Annotated in this window: 18 protein-coding genes and 2 tRNA genes; 19 read left to right on the top strand and 1 reads right to left on the bottom strand. The window is 56.1% G+C overall.

The window, feature by feature from the left end; all coding sequences use genetic code 11:
* The first annotated feature begins 118 nt into the window (after positions 1-118).
* From grpE to PMYSY11_RS17860, 8 genes are all read left to right on the top strand, one after another.
* Positions 119-688: a nucleotide exchange factor GrpE gene (gene grpE / locus PMYSY11_RS17895; protein WP_069897992.1), complete on the top strand. Its 570-nt coding sequence runs from the start codon at positions 119-121 to the stop codon at positions 686-688.
* Positions 689-788: 100 nt separating this feature from the next.
* A complete protein-coding gene (gene dnaK, locus PMYSY11_RS17890) occupies positions 789-2705 on the top strand; it encodes a molecular chaperone DnaK (protein WP_069897991.1) in 1917 nt (638 codons plus the stop codon).
* Between the two features lie 205 nt (positions 2706-2910).
* Entirely contained in the window at positions 2911-4053 is a 1143-nt protein-coding gene (gene dnaJ, locus PMYSY11_RS17885; protein ID WP_069897990.1) for a molecular chaperone DnaJ, read from the top strand.
* A gap of 204 nt (positions 4054-4257) precedes the next feature.
* Positions 4258-5061, top strand: coding sequence for a 4-hydroxy-tetrahydrodipicolinate reductase (gene dapB / locus PMYSY11_RS17880; protein ID WP_150547616.1), 804 nt, complete (start codon positions 4258-4260; stop codon positions 5059-5061).
* Positions 5062-5268: 207 nt separating this feature from the next.
* Positions 5269-6417 (top strand): glutamine-hydrolyzing carbamoyl-phosphate synthase small subunit, encoded by a 1149-nt coding sequence (gene carA / locus PMYSY11_RS17875; protein ID WP_069897988.1) that lies wholly within the window; start codon positions 5269-5271, stop codon positions 6415-6417.
* Positions 6418-6455: 38 nt separating this feature from the next.
* Entirely contained in the window at positions 6456-9677 is a 3222-nt protein-coding gene (gene carB, locus PMYSY11_RS17870) for a carbamoyl-phosphate synthase large subunit (RefSeq protein ID WP_069897987.1), read from the top strand.
* Positions 9674-10150 (top strand): transcription elongation factor GreA, encoded by a 477-nt coding sequence (greA, locus tag PMYSY11_RS17865; protein WP_069897986.1) that lies wholly within the window; start codon positions 9674-9676, stop codon positions 10148-10150. The genes carB and greA overlap by 4 nt, the downstream gene beginning before the upstream one ends.
* A gap of 10 nt (positions 10151-10160) precedes the next feature.
* Positions 10161-10571, top strand: a complete 411-nt coding sequence (locus tag PMYSY11_RS17860) for a DUF4149 domain-containing protein (RefSeq protein ID WP_079235523.1) — start codon at positions 10161-10163, stop codon at positions 10569-10571.
* Positions 10572-10613: 42 nt separating this feature from the next.
* On the opposite strand, the gene yhbY is transcribed toward PMYSY11_RS17860, so the two are convergent.
* On the bottom strand, positions 10614-10925 hold the full coding sequence (gene yhbY / locus PMYSY11_RS17855; RefSeq protein WP_090509752.1) for a ribosome assembly RNA-binding protein YhbY: 312 nt from the start codon (positions 10923-10925) through the stop codon (positions 10614-10616).
* Positions 10926-11040: 115 nt separating this feature from the next.
* Between yhbY and rlmE the strand changes: the two genes are divergently transcribed.
* The 11 genes from rlmE to infB all read left to right on the top strand — a co-directional run bounded on the left by rlmE (position 11041) and on the right by infB (position 22144).
* Positions 11041-11673 carry a 23S rRNA (uridine(2552)-2'-O)-methyltransferase RlmE gene (gene rlmE, locus PMYSY11_RS17850; protein ID WP_150547615.1) on the top strand — a complete coding sequence of 211 codons (633 nt, stop codon included), beginning with the start codon at positions 11041-11043 and terminating at the stop codon, positions 11671-11673.
* Between the two features lie 194 nt (positions 11674-11867).
* The gene (gene ftsH, locus PMYSY11_RS17845; protein ID WP_069897982.1) at positions 11868-13784 is read left to right on the top strand and encodes an ATP-dependent zinc metalloprotease FtsH; all 1917 of its coding nucleotides are present in this window, start codon (positions 11868-11870) and stop codon (positions 13782-13784) included.
* A gap of 8 nt (positions 13785-13792) precedes the next feature.
* Positions 13793-14650 carry a dihydropteroate synthase gene (gene folP / locus PMYSY11_RS17840; RefSeq protein ID WP_172927224.1) on the top strand — a complete coding sequence of 286 codons (858 nt, stop codon included), beginning with the start codon at positions 13793-13795 and terminating at the stop codon, positions 14648-14650.
* A 12-nt stretch (positions 14651-14662) separates the two neighbouring features.
* On the top strand, positions 14663-16000 hold the full coding sequence (gene glmM / locus PMYSY11_RS17835; protein ID WP_150547614.1) for a phosphoglucosamine mutase: 1338 nt from the start codon (positions 14663-14665) through the stop codon (positions 15998-16000).
* A gap of 65 nt (positions 16001-16065) precedes the next feature.
* Positions 16066-16821 (top strand): triose-phosphate isomerase, encoded by a 756-nt coding sequence (gene tpiA, locus PMYSY11_RS17830; protein ID WP_150547613.1) that lies wholly within the window; start codon positions 16066-16068, stop codon positions 16819-16821.
* Positions 16822-16824: 3 nt separating this feature from the next.
* Positions 16825-17208: a preprotein translocase subunit SecG gene (gene secG / locus PMYSY11_RS17825; RefSeq protein WP_069897978.1), complete on the top strand. Its 384-nt coding sequence runs from the start codon at positions 16825-16827 to the stop codon at positions 17206-17208.
* Positions 17209-17220: 12 nt separating this feature from the next.
* Positions 17221-17306 (top strand) — tRNA-Leu (locus PMYSY11_RS17820).
* Positions 17307-17403: 97 nt separating this feature from the next.
* Positions 17404-17480 (top strand) — tRNA-Met (locus PMYSY11_RS17815).
* Between the two features lie 130 nt (positions 17481-17610).
* The gene (gene rimP, locus PMYSY11_RS17810) at positions 17611-18069 is read left to right on the top strand and encodes a ribosome maturation factor RimP (RefSeq protein WP_069897977.1); all 459 of its coding nucleotides are present in this window, start codon (positions 17611-17613) and stop codon (positions 18067-18069) included.
* Positions 18070-18116: 47 nt separating this feature from the next.
* Complete coding sequence (gene nusA / locus PMYSY11_RS17805) at positions 18117-19598, top strand: transcription termination factor NusA (RefSeq protein ID WP_069897976.1); 1482 nt, start codon at positions 18117-18119, stop codon at positions 19596-19598.
* A 26-nt stretch (positions 19599-19624) separates the two neighbouring features.
* Complete coding sequence (gene infB, locus PMYSY11_RS17800) at positions 19625-22144, top strand: translation initiation factor IF-2 (RefSeq protein WP_150547612.1); 2520 nt, start codon at positions 19625-19627, stop codon at positions 22142-22144.
* Positions 22145-22174: the final 30 nt, after the last annotated feature.

Here is a 22174-nt window from a genome sequence, read left to right as displayed (position 1 = left end):
ATTGTGTGCAGTTGGTCGTTTGCGCGTATTAAGGCCTTGAAGCCACACAAATAGCCCCCATATAGACGGCAGACGCGTGAGTTATCGACACCACGCCAGTTATTGACAGGAGGAACGCATGGCTGACGAACAGACCCTGAATACGCAAGATCTCGAGGAACAAGTAGCGCCGGACGCTGCCTCGGGTGATGACCTGGCTGCTCGCGTAGAAGCGCTGGAAGAGCAGTTGGCCGCTGCGCAGGATCAATCGCTGCGCGTAGCTGCTGATTTACAAAACGTGCGTCGCCGCGCCGATCAGGATGTCGAGAAGGCGCACAAGTTTGCCCTGGAAAAATTCGCCAACGACCTGTTGCCCGTTGTGGACAGCCTGGAGCGTGGCCTTGAGATGACCAGCGCCGAAGATGAATCGATCAAAGCGGTTCGTGAAGGCATGCAACTGACCCTCAAGCTGTTCCAGGACACGTTGGCGCGTTACCAGTTGGTTGCTGTCGACCCGCAAGGCGAGCCATTCAACCCTGAGCATCATCAGGCAATGGCCATGCAGGAAAGCAGCCTGGTCGAGCCGAACAGCGTGTTGCAAGTTTTCCAGAAGGGTTACCTGTTGCACGGTCGTCTGCTGCGCCCGGCCATGGTCGTGGTCAGCAAGGCACCGGCACCGGCTTCACCTTCTATTGATGAGCAGGCTTGAAATATTTCCTCAAGCCCCCATTTAACAGTCAAGCGTATTAGAGCTACCGCTGCTGAGCTAGAACCAGCGGCGGAATAATCAAAGTTTCGGGAGAGCAAACATGGGTAAAATTATCGGTATTGACCTGGGGACTACCAACTCCTGCGTCTCCGTTCTTGAAAACGGTAAAGCCAAAGTTATCGAAAACGCCGAAGGCGCACGTACCACGCCATCGATCATTGCTTATGCAAATGACGGTGAGATCCTGGTAGGTCAGTCGGCCAAGCGTCAAGCTGTGACCAATCCGCACAACACCCTGTACGCGGTTAAGCGTCTGATCGGTCGTCGTTTCGAAGAAGAAGTGGTTCAGAAAGACATCCAGATGGTGCCGTACAAAATTGTCAAAGCTGACAATGCGGACGCCTGGGTTGAAGTAAACGGCCAGAAAATGGCCCCGCCACAGATCTCGGCTGAAATCTTGAAAAAGATGAAGAAAACGGCCGAAGACTATCTGGGCGAAGCGGTCACTGAAGCGGTGATCACTGTTCCTGCGTACTTCAACGACAGCCAGCGTCAGGCGACTAAAGACGCCGGCCGTATTGCGGGCCTGGACGTTAAGCGCATCATCAACGAGCCAACCGCAGCTGCTCTGGCTTACGGTATGGACAAGGCCAAGGGCGACCACACTGTCATCGTTTATGACCTGGGTGGCGGTACGTTCGACGTTTCGGTTATCGAAATTGCTGAAGTTGATGGCGAGCACCAGTTTGAAGTGTTGGCAACCAACGGTGACACCTTCCTCGGCGGTGAAGACTTTGACATTCGTCTGATCGACTACCTCGTCGACGAATTCAAGAAAGAAACCGGCATGAACCTTAAGGGTGACCCGCTGGCAATGCAGCGTCTGAAAGAAGCTGCTGAGAAAGCCAAAATCGAGCTGTCTTCGAGCCAGCAGACTGACGTTAACCTGCCGTACATCACTGCAGATGCGTCCGGTCCTAAGCACTTGAACGTGAAAATTTCGCGCTCCAAGCTTGAAGCGCTGGTTGAAGACCTGGTTCAGCGCACCATCGAACCTTGCCGCATCGCGTTGAAAGACGCCGGTGTTGATGTGAGCTCGATCAACGACGTGATTCTGGTCGGTGGCCAGACTCGTATGCCGCTGGTGCAGAAGCTGGTAACCGATTTCTTCGGCAAAGAAGCCCGTAAAGACGTTAACCCGGACGAAGCTGTTGCCATGGGCGCGGCCATTCAGGGTGCGGTGTTGGCTGGTGACGTTAAAGACGTACTGCTGCTCGACGTATCGCCTCTGACCCTGGGTATCGAAACCATGGGCGGCGTGATGACTGCGCTGATCGAGAAGAACACCACGATTCCGACCAAGAAGTCGCAAGTGTTCTCGACCGCTGATGACAACCAGAATGCCGTGACCATTCACGTGCTGCAGGGCGAGCGTAAGCAAGCTTCGCAGAACAAGTCGCTGGGCAAGTTCGATCTGGCTGAGATTCCGCCAGCTCCGCGTGGTGTTCCGCAGATCGAAGTGACCTTCGATATCGATGCTAACGGCATCCTGCACGTAGGCGCTAAAGACAAGGCCACTGGCAAGACTCAGTCCATCGTGATCAAGGCCAACTCGGGTCTGTCCGATGAAGAGATCGAGCAAATGGTTCGTGATGCCGAGGCTAACGCTGAGGAAGATCGCAAGTTCGAAGAGCTGGCAACTGCTCGCAACCAAGGTGATCAGCTGGTTCACGCCAGCCGCAAAATGGTCACCGAGGCAGGCGATAAGGTGACTGAAGAAGAGAAAACTGCAATCGAAGCCGCGGTCTCTGCACTTGAAGTTGCCGTTAAGGGCGACAGCAAGGAAGAAATCGAAGCGAAGATGGCTGCACTCTCCGAAGTGACTGCACCGCTGGCCCAGAAAATGTACGCCGAGCAGCCGCAGCCGGGTGCTGAGGCTCAGCCAGAAAACAACGACAAAGGCGCTGCCGATGACGTTGTTGATGCTGAGTTCGAAGAGGTTAAAGACAACAAGTAAGCGCACGCTTGCTAAGCACGCCCAGCGAATGCTCGCCGGGCGTGCAAGGCTCCAGCCGGTTGTGGTGCTAGCTAGAATCGGTATGATCCGTCGCGCGGGGGCTTGCTCCCGCGTTGGCGTGTCTGGAGAGGATGATTTGCAAGGCGTTAATCAGTGACGCGGGTGCGATGACTTTTTAACGAATTGTTCGAGGTCTTGAGGATTTATGTCTAAACGTGACTATTACGAGGTGCTGGGTGTCGAGCGCGGCGCTAGCGATGCGGAGCTGAAAAAGGCTTACCGGCGCCTGGCGATGAAGCATCACCCGGACCGTAATCCTGACGATAAAGTTTCGGAAGAGAAGTTCAAAGAGGCCAACGAGGCCTACGAAGTTCTGTCCGATGCCAGCAAGCGCAGCGCCTATGATCAATACGGCCATGCCGGTGTAGATCCAAGCATGGGCGGCGCCGGTGCGGGTGGCGCAGGTTTCGGTGGCGCTAACTTCTCCGATATTTTCGGTGACGTATTCAGCGACTTCTTCGGCGGTGCTGCCGGTGGCGGCGGTCGCGGTCGTGGCGGTGCGCAGCGCGGCAGTGACCTGCGCTACACGCTTGAACTGGATCTGGAAGAGGCCGTTCGCGGCACAACCGTGACCATTCGTGTGCCGACACTGGTCAACTGTAAGCCGTGCGACGGTACGGGCGCCAAGAAAGGCTCCGCGCCGGTTACCTGTACCACTTGTGGCGGTATCGGCCAGGTGCGTATGCAGCAGGGCTTCTTCTCGGTGCAGCAAACCTGCCCGCGTTGCCACGGCAACGGCAAAATGATTACTGATCCGTGCACCAGCTGCCACGGTCAGGGTCGTGTTGAAGAGCACAAAACCTTGTCGGTCAAAGTGCCGGCGGGTGTTGATACCGGTGATCGCATTCGTCTTAGCGGCGAAGGTGAAGCCGGCGCAATGGGCGGCCCGGCAGGTGATCTGTACGTGGTAGTGAATGTGCGTGAGCACGCGATCTTCCAGCGTGACGGCAAGCATCTGTATTGCGAAGTGCCAATCAGCTTTGCTGATGCCGCGCTGGGTGGCGAGCTTGAAGTGCCGACCCTCGATGGTCGGGTCAAGTTGAAGATCCCGGAAGGCACGCAAACCGGTAAATTGTTCCGCTTGCGTGGCAAAGGTGTTGCGCCGGTGCGTGGTGGTGGCGCGGGTGACTTGATGTGCCGTGTGGCTGTCGAGACCCCGGTTAAGCTGGATCGTCGTCAGCGTGAGCTGCTTGAAGAGTTCCGTCAGTCGTTGGCCGGTGACAGTTCTCACTCGCCCAAGGCCAATGGCTGGTTCGAAGGCGTGAAGCGCTTCTTCGGCGACCTGTGAGGAATACGCTGACAAGTTGCGATTGAGCGCTTGCAGTGTTGAATGAGCTGCTTGATGTGCAGGCCCGCTGAGGCGGGTTGCACGTTAAGCGGCTTGTTTTATTTTAGCCCCGGCCATCACGCTGTTTATGGGTTATAAAGTGCGCAGGTTGGGTGGGTTATGCGCGCCGCCTGGGCATAGGTTTTCAGTTTGGAGTTGTTTGATATGCAACGTATTGCTGTGATGGGCGCCGCTGGGCGCATGGGTAAAACCCTGATCGAGGCTGTTCAGCAGGCTCAAGGCGTAACGCTGAGCGCTGCGGTGGATCGTCCGGACAGCAGTCTGGTAGGTGCTGATGTTGGTGAGTTGGCGGCGCTGGGCAAGATTGGCGTGCAGCTGTCGGGCGACTTGAACAGTGTGCTCAATGACTTCGATGTGCTGATTGATTTCACTCACCCGACCGTGACCCTGAAAAACCTCGAAATCTGCCGTCAGGCAGGCAAGGCTATGGTGATCGGCACCACCGGTTTCAGCGTTGAAGAGAAACAGCTGCTCAGCGATGCGGGCAAGCAAATCCCGATCGTGTTCGCGGCCAATTTCAGCGTTGGCGTCAATCTGTGCCTGAAATTGCTCGACACCGCGGCGCGCGTGCTGGGTGATGATGTGGACATTGAAATCATCGAAGCTCACCACCGTCATAAGGTCGATGCGCCGTCCGGCACCGCCGTGCGTATGGGTGAGGTTGTTGCCAATGCCCTGGGTCGTGATCTGCAAAAGGTCGCGGTTTATGGTCGTGAAGGGCAGACCGGAGCGCGTGAGCGCGAAACCATCGGTTTTGCCACTGTGCGCGCCGGTGATGTGGTCGGTGATCACACTGTGCTGTTTGCTGCCGACGGCGAGCGCGTGGAAATTACTCACAAGGCATCGAGCCGCATGACCTTTGCCAAAGGTGCCGTTCGTGCAGCTTCCTGGCTGCAGGGTCAGCCGGCAAAACTGTATGACATGCAGGACGTGCTTGAGTTGAATTGAGCCACTCGATCAGTGGTGTGTAATCGATGAATTTTTAGCTTAAGTTGGGTGGACCAAAAAGCGCTTTTCCTGTAAGCTTTTCGCTTTAGTGTGTCCACTAAAAGTTACGCAGAATGAATTCATATAAAAAGCGGGATGACGGTTCACACGTCATCCCGCTTTTTTACAATCTGCGTTTGCTTCAAGCTTAGATCTTCGGAGGTTTTCTTGAGTAAGCCAGCCTATAAACCTGCCATTTTGGCGTTAGCTGATGGCAGTATTTTTCGCGGCGAGGCAATCGGTGCCGACGGCCATACCATTGGTGAGGTGGTTTTCAACACTGCCATGACCGGCTATCAGGAAATCCTTACCGATCCTTCCTATGCCCAGCAAATCGTAACCCTGACCTATCCGCACATCGGCAATACCGGCACCACGCCGGAAGATGCCGAGTCTGATCGTGTTTGGGCGGCTGGTTTGATCATTCGTGACCTGCCGCTGATCGCCAGCAACTGGCGTAGCAAGCAATCACTGCCAGAGTATCTGGTCGAGAATGGCACTGTTGCCATCGCGGGTATCGATACCCGTCGCCTGACCCGCATTCTGCGTGAGAAAGGCTCGCAGAATGGCTGCATCCTCGCCGGTGAAGATGCCACCGAAGAAAAAGCCCTTGAGCTTGCGCGCAGCTTCCCTGGCCTGAAAGGCATGGATCTGGCCAAAGTCGTCAGCTGCACCGAGCAGTACGAATGGCGCTCGACGGTCTGGGACCTGAAAACCGATAGCCACGCTGAAGTGCCAGCCAGTGAGTTGCCGTACCACGTAGTCGCTTATGATTACGGCGTTAAGTGGAACATCCTGCGCATGCTGGTTGCCCGCGGCTGCCGCCTGACTGTCGTGCCAGCGCAAACGCCTGCGAGCGACGTGCTGGCGCTGAATCCAGATGGCGTGTTCCTGTCCAACGGTCCAGGCGATCCTGAGCCATGCGACTACGCAATCACTGCCATCAAAGACGTGCTGGAAACCGACGTACCGGTGTTCGGTATCTGTCTGGGTCACCAGCTGCTGGCGCTGGCCTCTGGTGCCAAAACCCTGAAAATGGGTCACGGCCACCACGGCGCCAACCACCCGGTTCAAGACCTCGATTCGGGCGTGGTGATGATCACCAGCCAGAACCACGGTTTTGCGGTGGAAGAGAGCAGCCTGCCGGACAATGTCCGCGCCATTCACAAGTCACTGTTTGATGGCACTCTGCAAGGCATCGAGCGTACCGATAAAGTCGCGTTCAGCTTCCAGGGTCACCCTGAAGCGAGCCCGGGCCCGCACGACGTCGCGCCGCTGTTTGACCGCTTCATCGAAGCCATGGCCAAACGCCGCTAAGCCTGCTGACTGTGACCAACGGATTCGAGTGAGTAAAAATGCCAAAACGTACAGATATTAAAAGCATCCTGATCCTCGGCGCCGGCCCGATCGTTATCGGCCAGGCGTGCGAGTTCGATTACTCCGGTGCTCAGGCGTGTAAAGCGCTTAAAGAAGAAGGTTTCCGGGTCATCCTGGTTAACTCCAACCCCGCCACCATCATGACCGACCCGAGCATGGCTGACGCCACGTACATCGAGCCGATCAAGTGGGCGACCGTTGCCAAGATCATTGAGAAAGAGCGTCCAGACGCGTTGCTGCCAACCATGGGCGGCCAGACTGCACTGAACTGCGCACTCGATCTTGAGAAGCACGGTGTGCTTGAGAAGTTCGGCGTTGAGATGATCGGTGCCAACGCCGACACCATCGACAAGGCTGAAGACCGCTCGCGCTTCGACAAGGCGATGAAAGACATCGGCTTGGCGTGCCCGGTATCCGGCATCGCGCACAGCATGGAAGAGTCTTACGCGGTTCTCGAAAAAGTCGGTTTCCCGTGCATCATTCGTCCGTCCTTCACCATGGGCGGCACCGGTGGCGGTATCGCCTACAACCGTGAAGAATTCGAAGAGATCTGCTCGCGTGGTCTGGACCTGTCGCCAACTCGCGAACTGCTGATCGACGAATCGCTGATCGGCTGGAAAGAGTACGAGATGGAGGTTGTCCGCGATAAGAAGGACAACTGCATCATCGTCTGCACCATCGAAAACTTCGACCCGATGGGCGTGCACACCGGTGACTCGATCACCGTTGCGCCGGCACAGACCCTGACCGATAAAGAGTTCCAGATTCTGCGTAACGCATCGCTGGCTGTTCTGCGCGAAATCGGCGTGGAAACCGGCGGCTCCAACGTGCAGTTCGGTATCTGCCCGAACACCGGCCGTATGGTCGTGATCGAGATGAACCCGCGCGTATCGCGTTCCTCGGCACTGGCCTCGAAAGCCACCGGCTTCCCAATTGCCAAGATCGCGGCCAAGCTGGCTGTGGGTTACACCCTGGATGAGCTGTCCAACGACATCACCGGCGGCCGTACACCAGCGTCCTTCGAGCCGGCCATCGACTACGTTGTGACCAAGATCCCGCGTTTTGCTTTCGAGAAATTCCCGAAAGCCGACGCCCGCCTGACCACCCAGATGAAGTCTGTTGGTGAAGTCATGGCCATCGGTCGCACCTTCCAGGAATCCCTGCAGAAAGCCCTGCGCGGTCTGGAAGTGGGCGTTTCGGGCTTCGATCCGAAACTCGACCTGAAAGATCCGGAGCTTGAAGGCACCCTCAAGCGCGAGCTGACCGTGCCAGGCGCAGACCGCATCTGGTACATCGCCGATGCATTCCGCGCGGGCAAGACTGTTGAAGAAGTATTCGCACTGACCAACGTTGATGAGTGGTTCCTGGTGCAGATCGAAGATCTGATCAAGGACGAAGAGCTGATCAAGACTCAGGGCCTGACCAACATCGACCGCGATGTAATGTTCAAGCTCAAGCGCAAAGGCTTCTCCGACTCGCGTCTGGCCAAGCTTTTGGGCGTGACCGAGAAGAACCTGCGCAGCCACCGTCACAAGTTGAAGGTGCTGCCGGTCTACAAGCGTGTTGATACCTGCGCGGCTGAGTTCGCCACCGACACCGCTTACATGTACTCGACCTACGAGGAAGAGTGCGAAGCGAATCCGTCGACTCGCGACAAGATCATGATTCTCGGCGGTGGCCCTAACCGTATTGGTCAGGGCATCGAGTTCGACTACTGCTGCGTACACGCGGCCCTGGCGATGCGTGAAGACGGTTACGAGACCATCATGGTCAACTGCAACCCGGAAACCGTATCGACCGACTACGACACCTCTGATCGCCTGTACTTCGAGCCGGTAACACTGGAAGACGTGCTGGAAATCGTCCGTGTCGAGCAGCCGAAAGGCGTTATCGTCCAGTACGGCGGCCAGACGCCGTTGAAGCTGTGCCGTGCGCTGGAAGAAGCTGGCGTGCCGATTATCGGTACCAGCCCGGATGCAATCGACCGCGCTGAAGACCGTGAGCGCTTCCAGCAGATGGTTGAGCGCCTGAACCTGCGTCAGCCGCCTAACGCCACTGCGCGTAGCGAAGACGAAGCGTTTGCAGCGTCCAAGGCCATCGGTTATCCGCTGGTGGTGCGTCCGTCCTACGTACTGGGCGGCCGTGCGATGGAAATCGTTTATCAGGAAGACGAGCTACGCCGCTACATGCGTGAAGCGGTTCAGGTCTCGAACGATAGCCCTGTGTTGCTCGATCACTTCCTTAACTGTGCAATCGAAGTCGATATCGACGCGGTCTGCGACGGTGAGCAAGTGGTGATCGGCGCAATCATGCAGCACATCGAACAAGCCGGTGTTCACTCCGGTGACTCGGCGTGCTCGCTGCCGCCGTATTCGCTGCCAGCGCACATCCAGGACGAAATCCGTGATCAGGTCAAGAAAATGGCCCTTGAACTCGGCGTTATCGGCTTGATGAACGTGCAGATGGCTGTGCAGGGTGAGGACATCTTCGTCATCGAAGTGAACCCGCGTGCATCGCGTACCGTTCCGTTCGTGTCCAAGTGCATCGGCGAGTCGCTGGCCAAAGTCGCGGCCCGGGTAATGGCCGGCAAGACCCTGGCAGAGATTGGTTTCACCACAGAAATCATCCCGCCGTTCTACAGCGTCAAAGAAGCGGTGTTCCCGTTTGCCAAATTCCCGGGCGTTGACCCAATTCTCGGCCCAGAGATGAAGTCCACCGGTGAAGTGATGGGCGTGGGCGACAGCTTCGGCGAAGCCTTCGGCAAAGCTCAGCTGGGCGCCAGCGAAATCCTGCCGAACTCCGGTTGCGCTTTCATCAGCGTGCGTGATGACGACAAGCCGCAAGCGGCTGACGTGGCACGTGACCTGATCGAGCTGGGCTTCGAAGTTGTGGCAACGGCTGGCACGGCTAAAGTGATCGAAGCGGCTGGCTTGAAAGTTCGTCGCGTCAACAAGGTGACCGAGGGTCGTCCGCACGTTGTCGATATGATCAAGAATGACGAAGTCACGCTGATCATCAATACCACCGAAGGGCGTCAGTCGATTGCTGACTCCTATTCGATCCGTCGTAACGCTCTGCAACACCGGATCTGCTGCACAACCACCCTCGCGGCGGGCGCAGCTATCTGCGAGGCGCTGAAGTTTGGTCCAGAGAAGACCGTGCGCCGCTTGCAGGATCTCCATGCAGGAATCAAGGCATGACCAAATACCCAATGACCGTCCAGGGCGCTCGCGCCCTGGAAGAAGAGCATCTGCACCTGACCAAGGTGGTGCGTCCGAAGCTGAGCCAGGACATCGGCACCGCCCGCGAGCTGGGTGACCTCAAGGAAAACGCTGAATACCATGCAGCGCGTGAGCAGCAGGGTATGGTCGAGGCGCGCATCCGTGACATCGAAGGGCGTTTGCAGAACGCTCAGATCATCGACGTTACAGCGATCCCGCACACCGGCAAGGTTATCTTTGGCACTACGGTGGAAATCGCCAACTGCGAAACGGATGAGTCAGTGACTTACCAGATCGTGGGTGACGACGAAGCCGATATCAAACAGCGTAAAATCTCGGTCAATTCGCCTATCGCCCGCGCCCTGATCGGCAAGGAAGAAGGTGATGTGGTCGCCGTTAAAACGCCAAGCGGCCTGGTTGAGTACGAGATTGTCGAAGTTCGTCACATCTAAGCCCAAGTCGCTGACGGCGGGCTCAATCAGCTGGCTGCTGGCCCAGACGTTCTGGGTTGGCGGCCTCTGGTTGCTGCAGTTTGTGTTGCTGCCGGCCATGAGTCATTCCGGCCTGGCATCCATGCTGGTCAGCGATATGTCGGCTGTGCTGGCGCCATTGCTGGTCGGCCTGGCTGCTTGCTGTGCGTTCTTGCAGCTGCTGGTGCTGGTAAGCGCAGAAGGGTTGCGGAGTATGTGGCAGGACATGCGCGGGCAGTTGCTGCTCGCGGTGTTGGGCTTGGCAGCGAGTTATTTGCTGGCTGATCAATTATGGTCAGACCCGCGTCGCTGGCAGTTATTCAGCTATCTGGTGATGGCGCTGTGCGGTTTGCTGCTGGTTTTGCAGCCCGTGCCGGTGTCGGCCAAACGTAAGCCGATTTGAGATTATTTGTGGGCGGCAATGCACGCCCACAAATATCAACACTCAACCGTTATGACGGCTGATGTTGGAAAGGTTTTTATTAGCTTTAGGGTTTTTGCGGTAGATCAGCGCCATTTTGCCGATGATTTGCACCAGTTCGGCATTGCCGGCTTTGCACAATTCTTCGATCGCGGCGATGCGATCTTCGCGTTCGGTGATGCGCAGCTGAACTTTGATAAGCTCGTGATCGCTCAAAGCGCGTTCAAGTTCGGCCAGAACGCCCTCGGTCAATCCATTGTCTGCCACAATCAATACCGGTTTCAGGTGGTGGCCAATAGATTTGTATTGTTTCTTCTGCTCTTGAGTGAGCGGCATAATCTGACCCCTACGTCTGATCTGGTAAAAAATATGGCGCCCAGTTTACCCGAGCGCTCCGTAACTCGCCCAGATATTCACTGTTCACATTTTTTAATATTGATAGAGGTGCCACGTGGCCCGTTCCAAAACAAGCCTGCGTTGGCTTAAAGAACACTTCGACGATCCTTACGTAAAGATGGCGCAGAAGGACGGTTACCGTTCGCGTGCCAGCTACAAGCTGCTCGAAGTGCAGGAAAAAGACCGGATTTTACGTCCCGGCATGACCGTGGTTGACCTCGGCGCCGCGCCGGGCGGTTGGTCGCAGGTGACCAGCCGGGTGATTGGCGACAAAGGTACGCTGATCGCCTCGGACATTCTGGAGATGGACAGCATTCCCGATGTGAACTTCATTCAGGGCGACTTCACTGAAGATGAAGTGTTCGCGCAGATCCTCGAGGCCATCGGTAATAATCCGGTAGACCTTGTGATTTCCGATATGGCCCCCAATATGAGTGGTGTAAGGACAGCGGATCAGGCGCGTGCGATGTATCTGTGCGAGCTGGCGCTGGATCTGGCCAGTCGGGTGCTTAAGCCCGGCGGTGATTTCCTGATCAAGATTTTCCAGGGCGAAGGCTTCGATGTTTATCACAAGCAAGCCCGGGAAATGTTCGAGAAGGTACAGATGCGCAAGCCATTGTCGTCTCGTGATCGCTCGCGAGAGCAGTATTTGCTGGCGCGGGGCTTCCGTGGAAGCCGCGAGCAGTAGTGCAACCTTGGTCTAAATTGCGGGTCAATATTCATTGTGTGCTTGAATAAAGTTTGCTGATAGTAAATAAAGGGTTACAGACCGCGTCTGCCAGTATTGGGCGTTGTGTAGTAAGTTAGATCGGTTAGAAAACTGGTCGTCATGCGAAGCATGCGTCGACAGGGGCTGCTTCAGAGGGTAGGTAATTGAACGACATGGCAAAGAATCTGATCCTGTGGCTGATCATCGCTGCTGTTCTTGTGACAGTGATGAACAATTTCTCCAGTCCGAGCGAGTCAAACAAGCTCAACTACTCGGAGTTCATTCAGCAGGTTCAAGAGGGTGAAGTTAAGCGGGTCACGGTTGATGGCTACATCATCAGCGGTGTGCGTACTGACGGCTCGTCTTTTGAGACTGTGCGTCCTGCGATTGCTGACAACGGTCTGATCAAAGACCTGATCGACAACAAGGTCGATATTGTTGGTAAGCAGCCGGAGCAACAAAGCATCTGGACCCAACTGTTGGTCGCCAGCTTCCCGATCCTGGTGATTATTGCCGTGTTCATGTTCTTCATGCGGCAGATGCAGGGCGGTGCCGGCGGTAAGGGCGGGCCGATGAGCTTTGGTAAAAGCAAGGCTCGGCTGTTGTCCGAAGACCAGGTTAAAACCACTTTTGCTGACGTCGCCGGTTGCGACGAGGCCAAAGAGGAAGTAAGCGAGCTGGTAGAGTTCCTGCGTGATCCGGGCAAGTTCCAGCGCCTGGGTGGCCGTATTCCCCGCGGCGTGCTGATGGTCGGCTCGCCGGGTACCGGTAAAACCTTGCTGGCCAAGGCGGTAGCGGGCGAAGCCAAAGTACCTTTCTTTACTATTTCCGGTTCGGACTTCGTCGAAATGTTCGTCGGTGTCGGTGCTTCGCGTGTTCGTGACATGTTCGAGCAGGCTAAAAAGCATGCGCCTTGCATCATCTTCATCGACGAGATCGACGCAGTCGGTCGTCATCGTGGTGCGGGCATGGGCGGTGGTCACGATGAGCGTGAGCAGACCCTGAACCAGTTGCTGGTCGAAATGGATGGTTTTGAGGCGAATGACGGCATCATCGTTATTGCGGCGACTAACCGTCCAGACGTACTCGACCCTGCATTGCTGCGTCCGGGCCGTTTCGACCGTCAGGTTGTGGTTGGCTTGCCGGATATCCGCGGTCGCGAGCAGATTCTGAAAGTGCACATGCGCAAAGTGCCAATGGGCGACAACGTTGATGCAGCGGTTATTGCTCGCGGTACGCCTGGCTTCTCCGGTGCTGATTTGGCTAACCTGGTCAACGAAGCGTCGCTGTTTGCCGCTCGTTCGGGTAAGCGCACAGTTGAAATGAAAGAGTTTGAGCTGGCCAAAGACAAGATCATGATGGGCGCTGAGCGCAAAACTATGGTCATGTCCGAGAAAGAAAAGCTCAACACGGCTTATCACGAAGCGGGCCATGCGATTGTCGGTAATCTGGTTCCTGAACATGACCCGGTTTACAAAGTGTCGATCATCCCGCGCGGTCGTGCGCTGGGTGTGACCATGTTCCTGCCGGAAGAAGATCGCTACTCGCTGAGCAAGCGTGCGCTGATCAGCCAGATTTGCTCATTGTTCGGTGGCCGTATTGCCGAAGAGATGACGCTTGGCTTCGATGGTGTAACCACTGGCGCTTCCAACGACATCATGCGTGCGACTCAATTGGCGCGAAACATGGTGACCAAGTGGGGCTTGTCTGAAAAACTCGGCCCGCTGATGTATGCGGAAGAAGACGGCGAAGTGTTCCTCGGTCGCAGCATGGGCAGCCAGAGCAGCAACGTTTCGGGCGATACCGCCAAGATGATCGACCTGGAAATCCGTAGCATCATTGATGAGTGTTACGACACCGCCAAGCGTCTGCTGGTCGAGAATCGCGACAAGCTCGAGGCAATGGCTGAGGCGTTGATGAAGTACGAAACAATCGACGCGGATCAGATCAAGGACATCATGAGCGGTAACGCCGTGCGCGAACCCCGCGATTGGACAGGTGGCGGTGGCGGCAATGCTGCACCTATAACCCCTGAAGACAAACCTGATGCGCCTGAAAAGCCTATTGGTGGCCCGGCTGCTGAAGTTTAAGGTCTGAGATGATCGAGCAACATCCCTTCAACCGGCTGCCCTGTGGCAGCCGGTTTCTTGATTTAAGCCGTCCGCAAGTGATGGGCATTCTCAACGTAACCCCGGACTCCTTCTCTGATGGCGGTCGTTTCACGGCGCGCGATGCAGCGTTGCGTCATGCCGGGCAAATGGTCGCGGCAGGCGCAGGTCTGATCGATATTGGCGGCGAATCAACGCGGCCGGGGGCGCTTGTCGTACCTGTTCAGGAAGAGCTTGATCGGGTTATTCCGGTGGTCGAGGCTATCGCTGCCGAGCTTGATGTGATCATTTCGCTGGACACCTCAACCCCTGAAGTCATGCTGGAAGGCGCCGCCAAGGGAGCAGGGCTGATCAATGATGTGCGTTCGCTAACCCGTGAAGGCGCACTGCAGGCGGCGGCAAAGTCGGGGTTAGCGGTTTGCCTTATGCACATGCGTGGCGAGCCCACGACCATGCAGCAAAATCCGCAGTATCCGGACATCCTGGCTGAGGTGCATGACTTTTTGCTTGAGCGCATGGCTCGCTGTGAGGAAGTCGGGATCGGTGCTGACAAGCTGATTCTTGATCCGGGCTTTGGTTTCGCCAAAACCCTTGAGCACAATTTGAGCTTGTTCAAGCGCATGCCTGCACTGCTCGAGTTGGGCAGGCCTTTGCTGGTGGGTGTTTCGCGTAAAAGTATGATTGGTAAGGTGCTTGGCCACGAAGTGGATGAGCGGCTTTACGGCAGTTTGGGTCTGGCTGCGTTAGCGCTGACCAAGGGTGCGCACATCCTGCGGGTGCATGATGTGGCTGAAACAGTTGATGTGGTTCGAATGATCACTGCGGTAGAAGCCGCTGATCAGGCATAAGGATACGATGCGATGAGCAGAAAATATTTTGGTACTGATGGTATTCGTGGTCATGTTGGCCAGTTTCCGATTACCCCTGATTTTATGCTCAAGCTCGGCTGGGCAGCGGGCATGGCGTTTCGCAAACAAGGCAAATGCCAGGTATTGATTGGTAAGGACACGCGCATCTCGGGCTATATGTTCGAGTCTGCGCTGGAAGCTGGCTTGTCGGCTGCAGGGGCAGATGTGCTTTTGCTCGGGCCGATGCCGACCCCGGCCATTGCTTATCTGACGCGTACCTTTCACGCCGAGGCAGGCATTGTTATCAGTGCTTCGCATAACCCGCATGGCGATAACGGTATCAAGTTTTTCTCGGGGCAGGGCAGCAAGCTGCCGGATGAAATCGAGCAATTGATTGAAGAGTTGCTGGATGCGCCGATGACGGTTGTTGATTCGGCCGAGCTGGGCAAGGTTTCGCGCATCAATGATGCGGCGGGTCGCTATATCGAGTTCTGCAAAAGCAGTGTGCCGTCGAGCACCGACTTTGATGGCCTTAAAATTGTGCTCGATTGCGCGCATGGTGCGGCCTACAAAGTCGCGCCGAGTGTGTTCCGTGAACTCGGAGCTGAAGTCTCGGTGTTGGCGGCAGAGCCTAACGGTCTGAATATCAATGACGGTTGTGGCTCGACGCATATGGATTCGCTGCAGGCGGCTGTGGTTGAGCGCAAAGCGGATTTGGGTATTGCCTTTGATGGTGACGCCGATCGGGTGCTGATGGTCGATCATACGGGCGCTGTGGTTGATGGTGATGAGTTGCTGTACATCATTGCGCGTGATTTGCAGGCGCGCGGCAAGCTGGAAGGTGGCGTTGTCGGCACGCTGATGAGCAACCTCGGCTTGGAACTGGCGTTGGCCGAATTGAATATTCCATTCAAGCGGGCCAAGGTCGGTGACCGTTATGTGTTGGCTGATCTGGCCAGTAACCAATGGCAGCTCGGCGGCGAGAACTCGGGTCACTTGGTGTGCTTGCAGCATACGACTACCGGCGATGCGATTATTGCGGCGCTGCAAGTGTTGATGGCCTTGAGCCGTCGCGGTGAGACGCTGGCACAGGCGCGCAGCACCATGCGCAAGTGTCCTCAGGTGCTGGTCAATGTGCGATTTGCCGGCGGCAGCGATCCGCTGGAGCACGCAGATGTCATCGCCGCGAGTGAGCGTGTGACCAAGCTGATGGCGGGTCGTGGCCGGGTTTTATTGCGCAAATCAGGCACTGAACCACTGGTTCGGGTAATGGTTGAAGGTGAGGAAGAATCTGCTGTTCGCGCCTATGCTGATGAATTAGCTAAAATTGTTACGCAAGTATGTGCGTAATTCGGCTTGCCAGCGGTCCTGCTCTTGGGTAATATCTGCGCCCACTCTGACCGACGAGGTAAAGCATGCGTCGCCCAATGGTAGCTGGTAACTGGAAAATGCACGGTACCCGCGCCAGTGTCGCAGAGCTGATCAAGGGTCTTCGCCAGCTAGCGCTGGCGCCTGGAGTGGATGTAGCAGTATTTCCACCTTGCTTGTATATCAGCCAAGTCATTGAAGGACTTGCTGGCAAGTCGATGGCAGTCGGTGCGCAGAACTGCGCAATCGAGCCATTCCAAGGTGCGCTGACTGGCGAGATTGCTGCCAGTCAGTTGCAGGATGCAGGTTGCTCGCTGGTTCTGGTTGGGCACTCCGAGCGTCGTATGCTGCTAGGTGAGAATGACGGAGCGGTTGCGCGTAAGTTTGCGGCGGCTCAGTCATGTGGCTTGACTCCCGTGTTGTGTGTAGGGGAAACCCAGGCGCAGCGTGAGGCAGGTAAAACCCTCGAGGTGGTTGGTCGTCAGTTGGACGGCGTGATCGAGTCTCTGGGTGTAGGAGTTTTTGCGCGGGCAATTATCGCCTATGAGCCTGTTTGGGCAATTGGGACTGGATTGACCGCCTCGCCGGCAGAAGCACAAACGGTGCATGCGGCAGTACGTGCGCAGCTCGCGGCTGAAAATGCCGATGTAGCGCGCGGTGTGAGAATTTTGTACGGCGGCAGTGTCAAGGCCGCCAGTGCTGCTGAGTTGTTCAGCATGCAGGATATCGATGGGGGGCTTGTTGGTGGAGCCTCTCTGAATGCAGATGAGTTCGGTGCGATCTGTCGCGCCGCAGGAAACTGAATAATGCTGGAAACAGTCGTAGTAGTTCTTCATCTGCTGGGTGCAATCGGTGTTGTAGTGCTGGTTCTATTGCAGCAGGGTAAGGGTGCCGATGCTGGCGCGTCTTTTGGTTCGGGTGCATCTGCTACCGTATTCGGTAGTCAAGGTTCCTCTACCTTTTTGAGTCGCGTTACTGCTATACTCGCCACCGCTTTTTTCGTCACTAGCTTGGGCTTAGGCTACTTTGCTAATGAGAAAGCTCAGGTTATCAGCCAGGCTGGCTTGCCAGACCCAGCGGTACTTGAGCAGCAACAAAAACCGGTTGTCGAAGACGTACCGGTGCTCGAAGAGCAAAAGCCAGCAGTTGATGCTGCAGGCGATGTACCTCAAGCTCCAGAGCAGCAGTAAAGCGTAAAAAATGCCGAGGTGGTGGAATTGGTAGACACGCTACCTTGAGGTGGTAGTGGCCATAGGCTGTAGGGGTTCGAGTCCCCTCCTCGGTACCAATTTTCAAGAAAGCCCGCTACATGCGGGCTTTCTTGTTGCTGGAGTGTAGATTGACCTGCAAGGTGGTTCGGTCGTATACTTCGGCCCCAGCTTTGACGCGGGATGGAGCAGTCTGGTAGCTCGTCGGGCTCATAACCCGAAGGTCGTTGGTTCAAATCCAGCTCCCGCAACCAGTAGTAGCTGAGCCCCTTTTCAAGGGGCTTTTTGCTAGCTGAGAGACAGATTTATCCAGCAGCTGAAGCTGGTTCATGGAGTGGGCGTTTCGCCCATTTTTTATTTGCAAAGCATGCGCGAGGGGTTCAGGTGTCGAGCAAGCTAGAACAGTTGCAGGACTTGTTGGCCCCGGTAGTCGAGGCCCTTGGTTATCAATGCTGGGGTATCGAGTTCCTGTCACAAGGGCGTCATTCGCTGCTTCGAGTCTATATTGATCAAGAAAATGGCGTGCTCGTAGAAGATTGCGAGAAAGTCAGCAGACAGATCAGTGGCGTACTTGATGTAGAGGATCCAATTTCGGCGGAGTACACCCTTGAGGTGTCATCACCCGGCATGGATCGTCCACTTTTTACCTTGGAGCAGTTCGCAGCGTTTGCTGGCGAACAGGTAAAAATCAAGCTGCGCATTCCCTTCGAAGGGCGTCGTAACTTTCAAGGTCTCCTCCGCGGTATTGAGGAGCAGGACGTGGTAGTACAGGTGGATGACCACGAATTCCTGTTGCCGATCGATTCGATCGACAAGGCCAATATTATCCCCCGGTTTGATTGAGACGCGGATCCCGCGGATCCAATGGATTGCGAAAGGCGAGGCGTACGATGAGCAAAGAAGTACTGATGGTTGTCGAGTCGGTATCCAACGAAAAAGGCGTACCGGCTGGTGTTATTTTCGAGGCGCTGGAACTGGCATTAGCCACAGCGACCAAAAAGCGTTTTGAGGACGAGGTTGATTTGCGCGTGGCGATTGATCGCCATACCGGAAATTATGAAACCTTCCGTCGCTGGACGATTGTTGAAGATGCTGAGCTGGACGATCCTGCTCATCAGCTGACGCCTGACATGGAGCAAGCGCTCAAAGCCAATGCACAGGTCGGCGAAGTTCTCGAAGAGAAAATCGAGTCGATCGAGTTTGGCCGCATTGCAGCCCAGACTGCGAAGCAAGTTATTGTCCAAAAAGTTCGCGAAGCCGAGCGCGCACAGGTAGTTGAAGCCTACCGTGAGCGTCTGGGTGAAATCATTGCCGGTACTGTTAAGAAAGTGACCCGTGACAGCGTAATCGTTGATCTGGGTAACAATGCTGAAGCAGTGCTGGCACGTGAAGATATTATTTCTCGTGAGACTTTCCGGGTTGGCGCACGTGTACGTGCATTGCTCAAGGAAATTCGCACCGAGAATCGTGGTCCGCAGCTGGTGTTGTCGCGTACAGCGCCAGAAATGCTGATTGAACTGTTCCGCATCGAAGTGCCGGAGATCGCTGAAGAGCTGATTGAAGTCATGGGCGCCTCCCGGGATCCGGGTTCGCGTGCCAAGATCGCGGTACGTTCAAAGGATAAGCGTATTGATCCGCAGGGTGCCTGTATCGGCATGCGCGGTTCGCGCGTGCAGGCAGTATCCGGTGAGTTGGTTGGCGAGCGTGTTGATATCGTGCTGTGGGATGACAATCCTGCCCAGTTCGTAATCAATGCCATGTCACCCGCTGAAGTCGCTGCGATTATCGTTGACGAAGATGCCCATGCCATGGACATCGCCGTTGGCGAAGACAACCTCGCTCAAGCAATTGGGCGTGGCGGTCAAAACGTCCGTCTGGCAAGTCAGCTGACTGGCTGGACGTTGAACGTAATGACCGAGGCAGATATCCAGGCCAAGCAGCAAGCCGAAACCGGCGACATTCTGCAGAACTTCATCGACGAGTTGGAAGTTGACGAAGAACTGGCGCAGGTGTTGGTCGAAGAAGGCTTCACTACCCTGGAAGAAATTGCCTATGTACCGATGGAAGAGATGCTCAGCATTGATGGCTTCGATGAAGACATCGTCAATGAGCTGCGTTCGCGGGCAAAAGATCGCCTGCTGACTCGCGCCATCGCTACAGAAGAAAAGCTGGCAGACGCCCATCCGGCCGAAGACCTGCTCTCACTTGAGGGTATGGAAAAAGGTCTGGCACAGGAACTGGCAGTGCGCGGTGTGATTACCCGCGAAGACCTGGCCGAGCAGTCGATTGACGACCTGCTCGACATCGACGGCATCGACGAAGAGCGTGCCGGCAAGCTGATCATGGCCGCCCGAGCCCACTGGTTCGAGTAAGTTTTACGGCCTGAGGAGAGAAGTGCATGACGCAAGTCACGGTGAAAGAACTGGCCCAAGTGGTCGACACACCGGTAGAGCGCCTGCTGCAGCAGATGCGTGAGGCGGGTTTGCCGCACAGCAGTGCCGAGCAAGTTGTCACCGATAATGAGAAGCAAGCTTTGCTTGCTCATCTCAAGAGCAGCCACGGCGACAAAAAGGTTGAAGAACCGCGCAAGATTACCTTGCAGCGCAAAACCACCAGCACCCTGCGAGTTGCTGGCAGCAAAACTATCAGCGTTGAAGTACGCAAGAAGAAAACCTTCGTTAAGCGTAGCGCTGAAGAGATCGAAGCAGAGAAGCAGCACGAGCTTGCAGAGCAACGCGCTGTGGCTGAAGCGGCGCGGGTGAAGGCTGAAGAAGAAGCCAAGCGCGAGGCTGAAGAAGAAGCCAAGCGTCAGCCGCAAGAAACGCCAGCTGCTAAGACTGCTGAGCCAGCTGCGCCAGCGCCTGCGACTACCGCTGCAGACGTAATTGGTGATGTGCCGGCTGCTGCTGAACCGGTTGTAGAAACGCGTAAAGATGATCGCAAGAAAGACGAGCCACGCCGCCCTGATAAAACTCGCAATGACGATTCCGATCGTCGCGGCGAGCGCAAGGTAGCGCATCGTCCGACCGTCAAGGAAAAGGCTCCGGCACCACGTGTTGCGCCTCGTACTGTTGACGAAGAGAGCGACGGTTTCCGTCGTGGTCGCGGCAAGTCGAAAATGAAGAAGCGCAACGCGCACGGCTTCCAAAGCCCGCAAGGGCCGGTTGTTCGTGATGTTGCCATCGGCGAAACCATCACTGTTGGCGAACTCGCTCAGCAGATGTCGGTTAAAGCGGCTGAAGTTATCAAGTTCATGTTCAAGATGGGCACTCCGGTGACTATCAATCAGGTGCTGGATCAGGAAACTGCCCAGTTGATCGCCGAAGAGCTGGGCCACAAGGTCACGCTGGTAAGCGATAACGCACTTGAAGAGCAGTTGGCAGCATCGTTGAAGTACGACGGTGAGTCGATTTCCCGTGCGCCAGTTGTGACCGTAATGGGCCACGTTGACCACGGTAAGACTTCGTTGCTCGACTACATTCGTCGTGCAAAAGTTGCTTCCGGCGAAGCGGGCGGCATTACGCAGCATATCGGTGCCTACCACGTAGAAACCGAGCGCGGCATGGTCACCTTCCTCGATACTCCGGGTCACGCTGCGTTTACCCAAATGCGTGCTCGTGGTGCCAAGGCGACTGACATCGTGATTCTGGTTGTTGCTGCAGACGACGGCGTAATGCCGCAGACCGAGGAAGCTGTTCAGCACGCGAAAGCGGCTGGCGTTCCACTGGTTGTCGCAGTCAACAAGATCGACAAGCAGGGCGCGGATCTTGATCGCATCAAGAACGACCTGGCTGGCCGCGAAGTTGTCCCGGAAGAGTGGGGTGGCAACACTCAATTCGTACCGGTTTCGGCCAAAGTTGGTACCGGTGTAGACGAGTTGCTTGAAGCCGTATTGCTGCAAGCTGAACTGCTCGAACTGAAAGCGACTCCTTCGGCTCCAGGCCGCGGTGTTGTGGTTGAATCGCGTCTTGATAAAGGTCGCGGTCCGGTTGCAACCGTGCTGGTTCAAGACGGTACGCTGCGTCAGGGCGACATGGTTCTGGTCGGCTCGAACTACGGCCGCATCCGCGCCATGATCGACGAGAACGGCAAGTCCATCAAAGAAGCTGGTCCTTCGATTCCGGTCGAAATCCTCGGCCTCGATGGCACGCCGGAAGCGGGCGACGACATGACCGTGGTTGCTGACGAGAAGAAAGCCCGTGAAGTGGCTCTGTTCCGTCAAGGCAAGTTCCGTGAAGTCAAGCTGGCACGTGCTCACGCAGGCAAGCTGGAAAACATCTTCGAGAACATGGGCCAGGAAGAGAAGAAGACGCTTAACATCGTCCTCAAATCTGACGTTCGTGGCTCGTTGGAAGCGTTGCAAGGCTCGCTCAGCGGCCTGGGTAACGACGAAGTTCAAGTGCGCGTAGTGGGCGGCGGCGTTGGTGGAATCACCGAAAGCGACGCTAACCTGGCACTGGCTTCCAACGCTGTATTGTTCGGCTTCAACGTTCGTGCCGATGCTGGCGCGCGTAAGATCGTCGAGCAAGAGTCGCTGGATATGCGTTATTACAACGTCATCTACGACATCATCGAAGACGTTAAGAAGGCCCTGACCGGCATGCTCGGCAGCGATGTTCGCGAGAACATTCTGGGTACTGCCGAAGTACGTGACGTGTTCCGTTCGCCTAAGTTCGGCGCCATTGCCGGTTGCATGGTTATTGAAGGTGTTGTGCACCGTAACCGTCCAATCCGTGTACTGCGTGACGACGTGGTTATCTACGAAGGCGAACTCGAGTCGCTGCGTCGCTTCAAAGACGACATGGCTGAAGTGCGTAACGGCATGGAATGCGGTATTGGCGTTAAGAGCTACAACGACGTCAAGGTCGGCGACAAGATCGAAGTGTACGAGAAAGTCCAGGTGGCTCGTAGCCTGTAAGGCACCTGCCGCAACATGCAACGCCCGGCC

This window comes from Pseudomonas marincola, from assembly GCF_900682675.2.
Classification (GTDB): Bacteria; Pseudomonadota; Gammaproteobacteria; order Pseudomonadales; family Pseudomonadaceae; genus Aquipseudomonas; species Aquipseudomonas marincola.
This window is presented reverse-complemented; position numbering and strand designations above follow the sequence as displayed.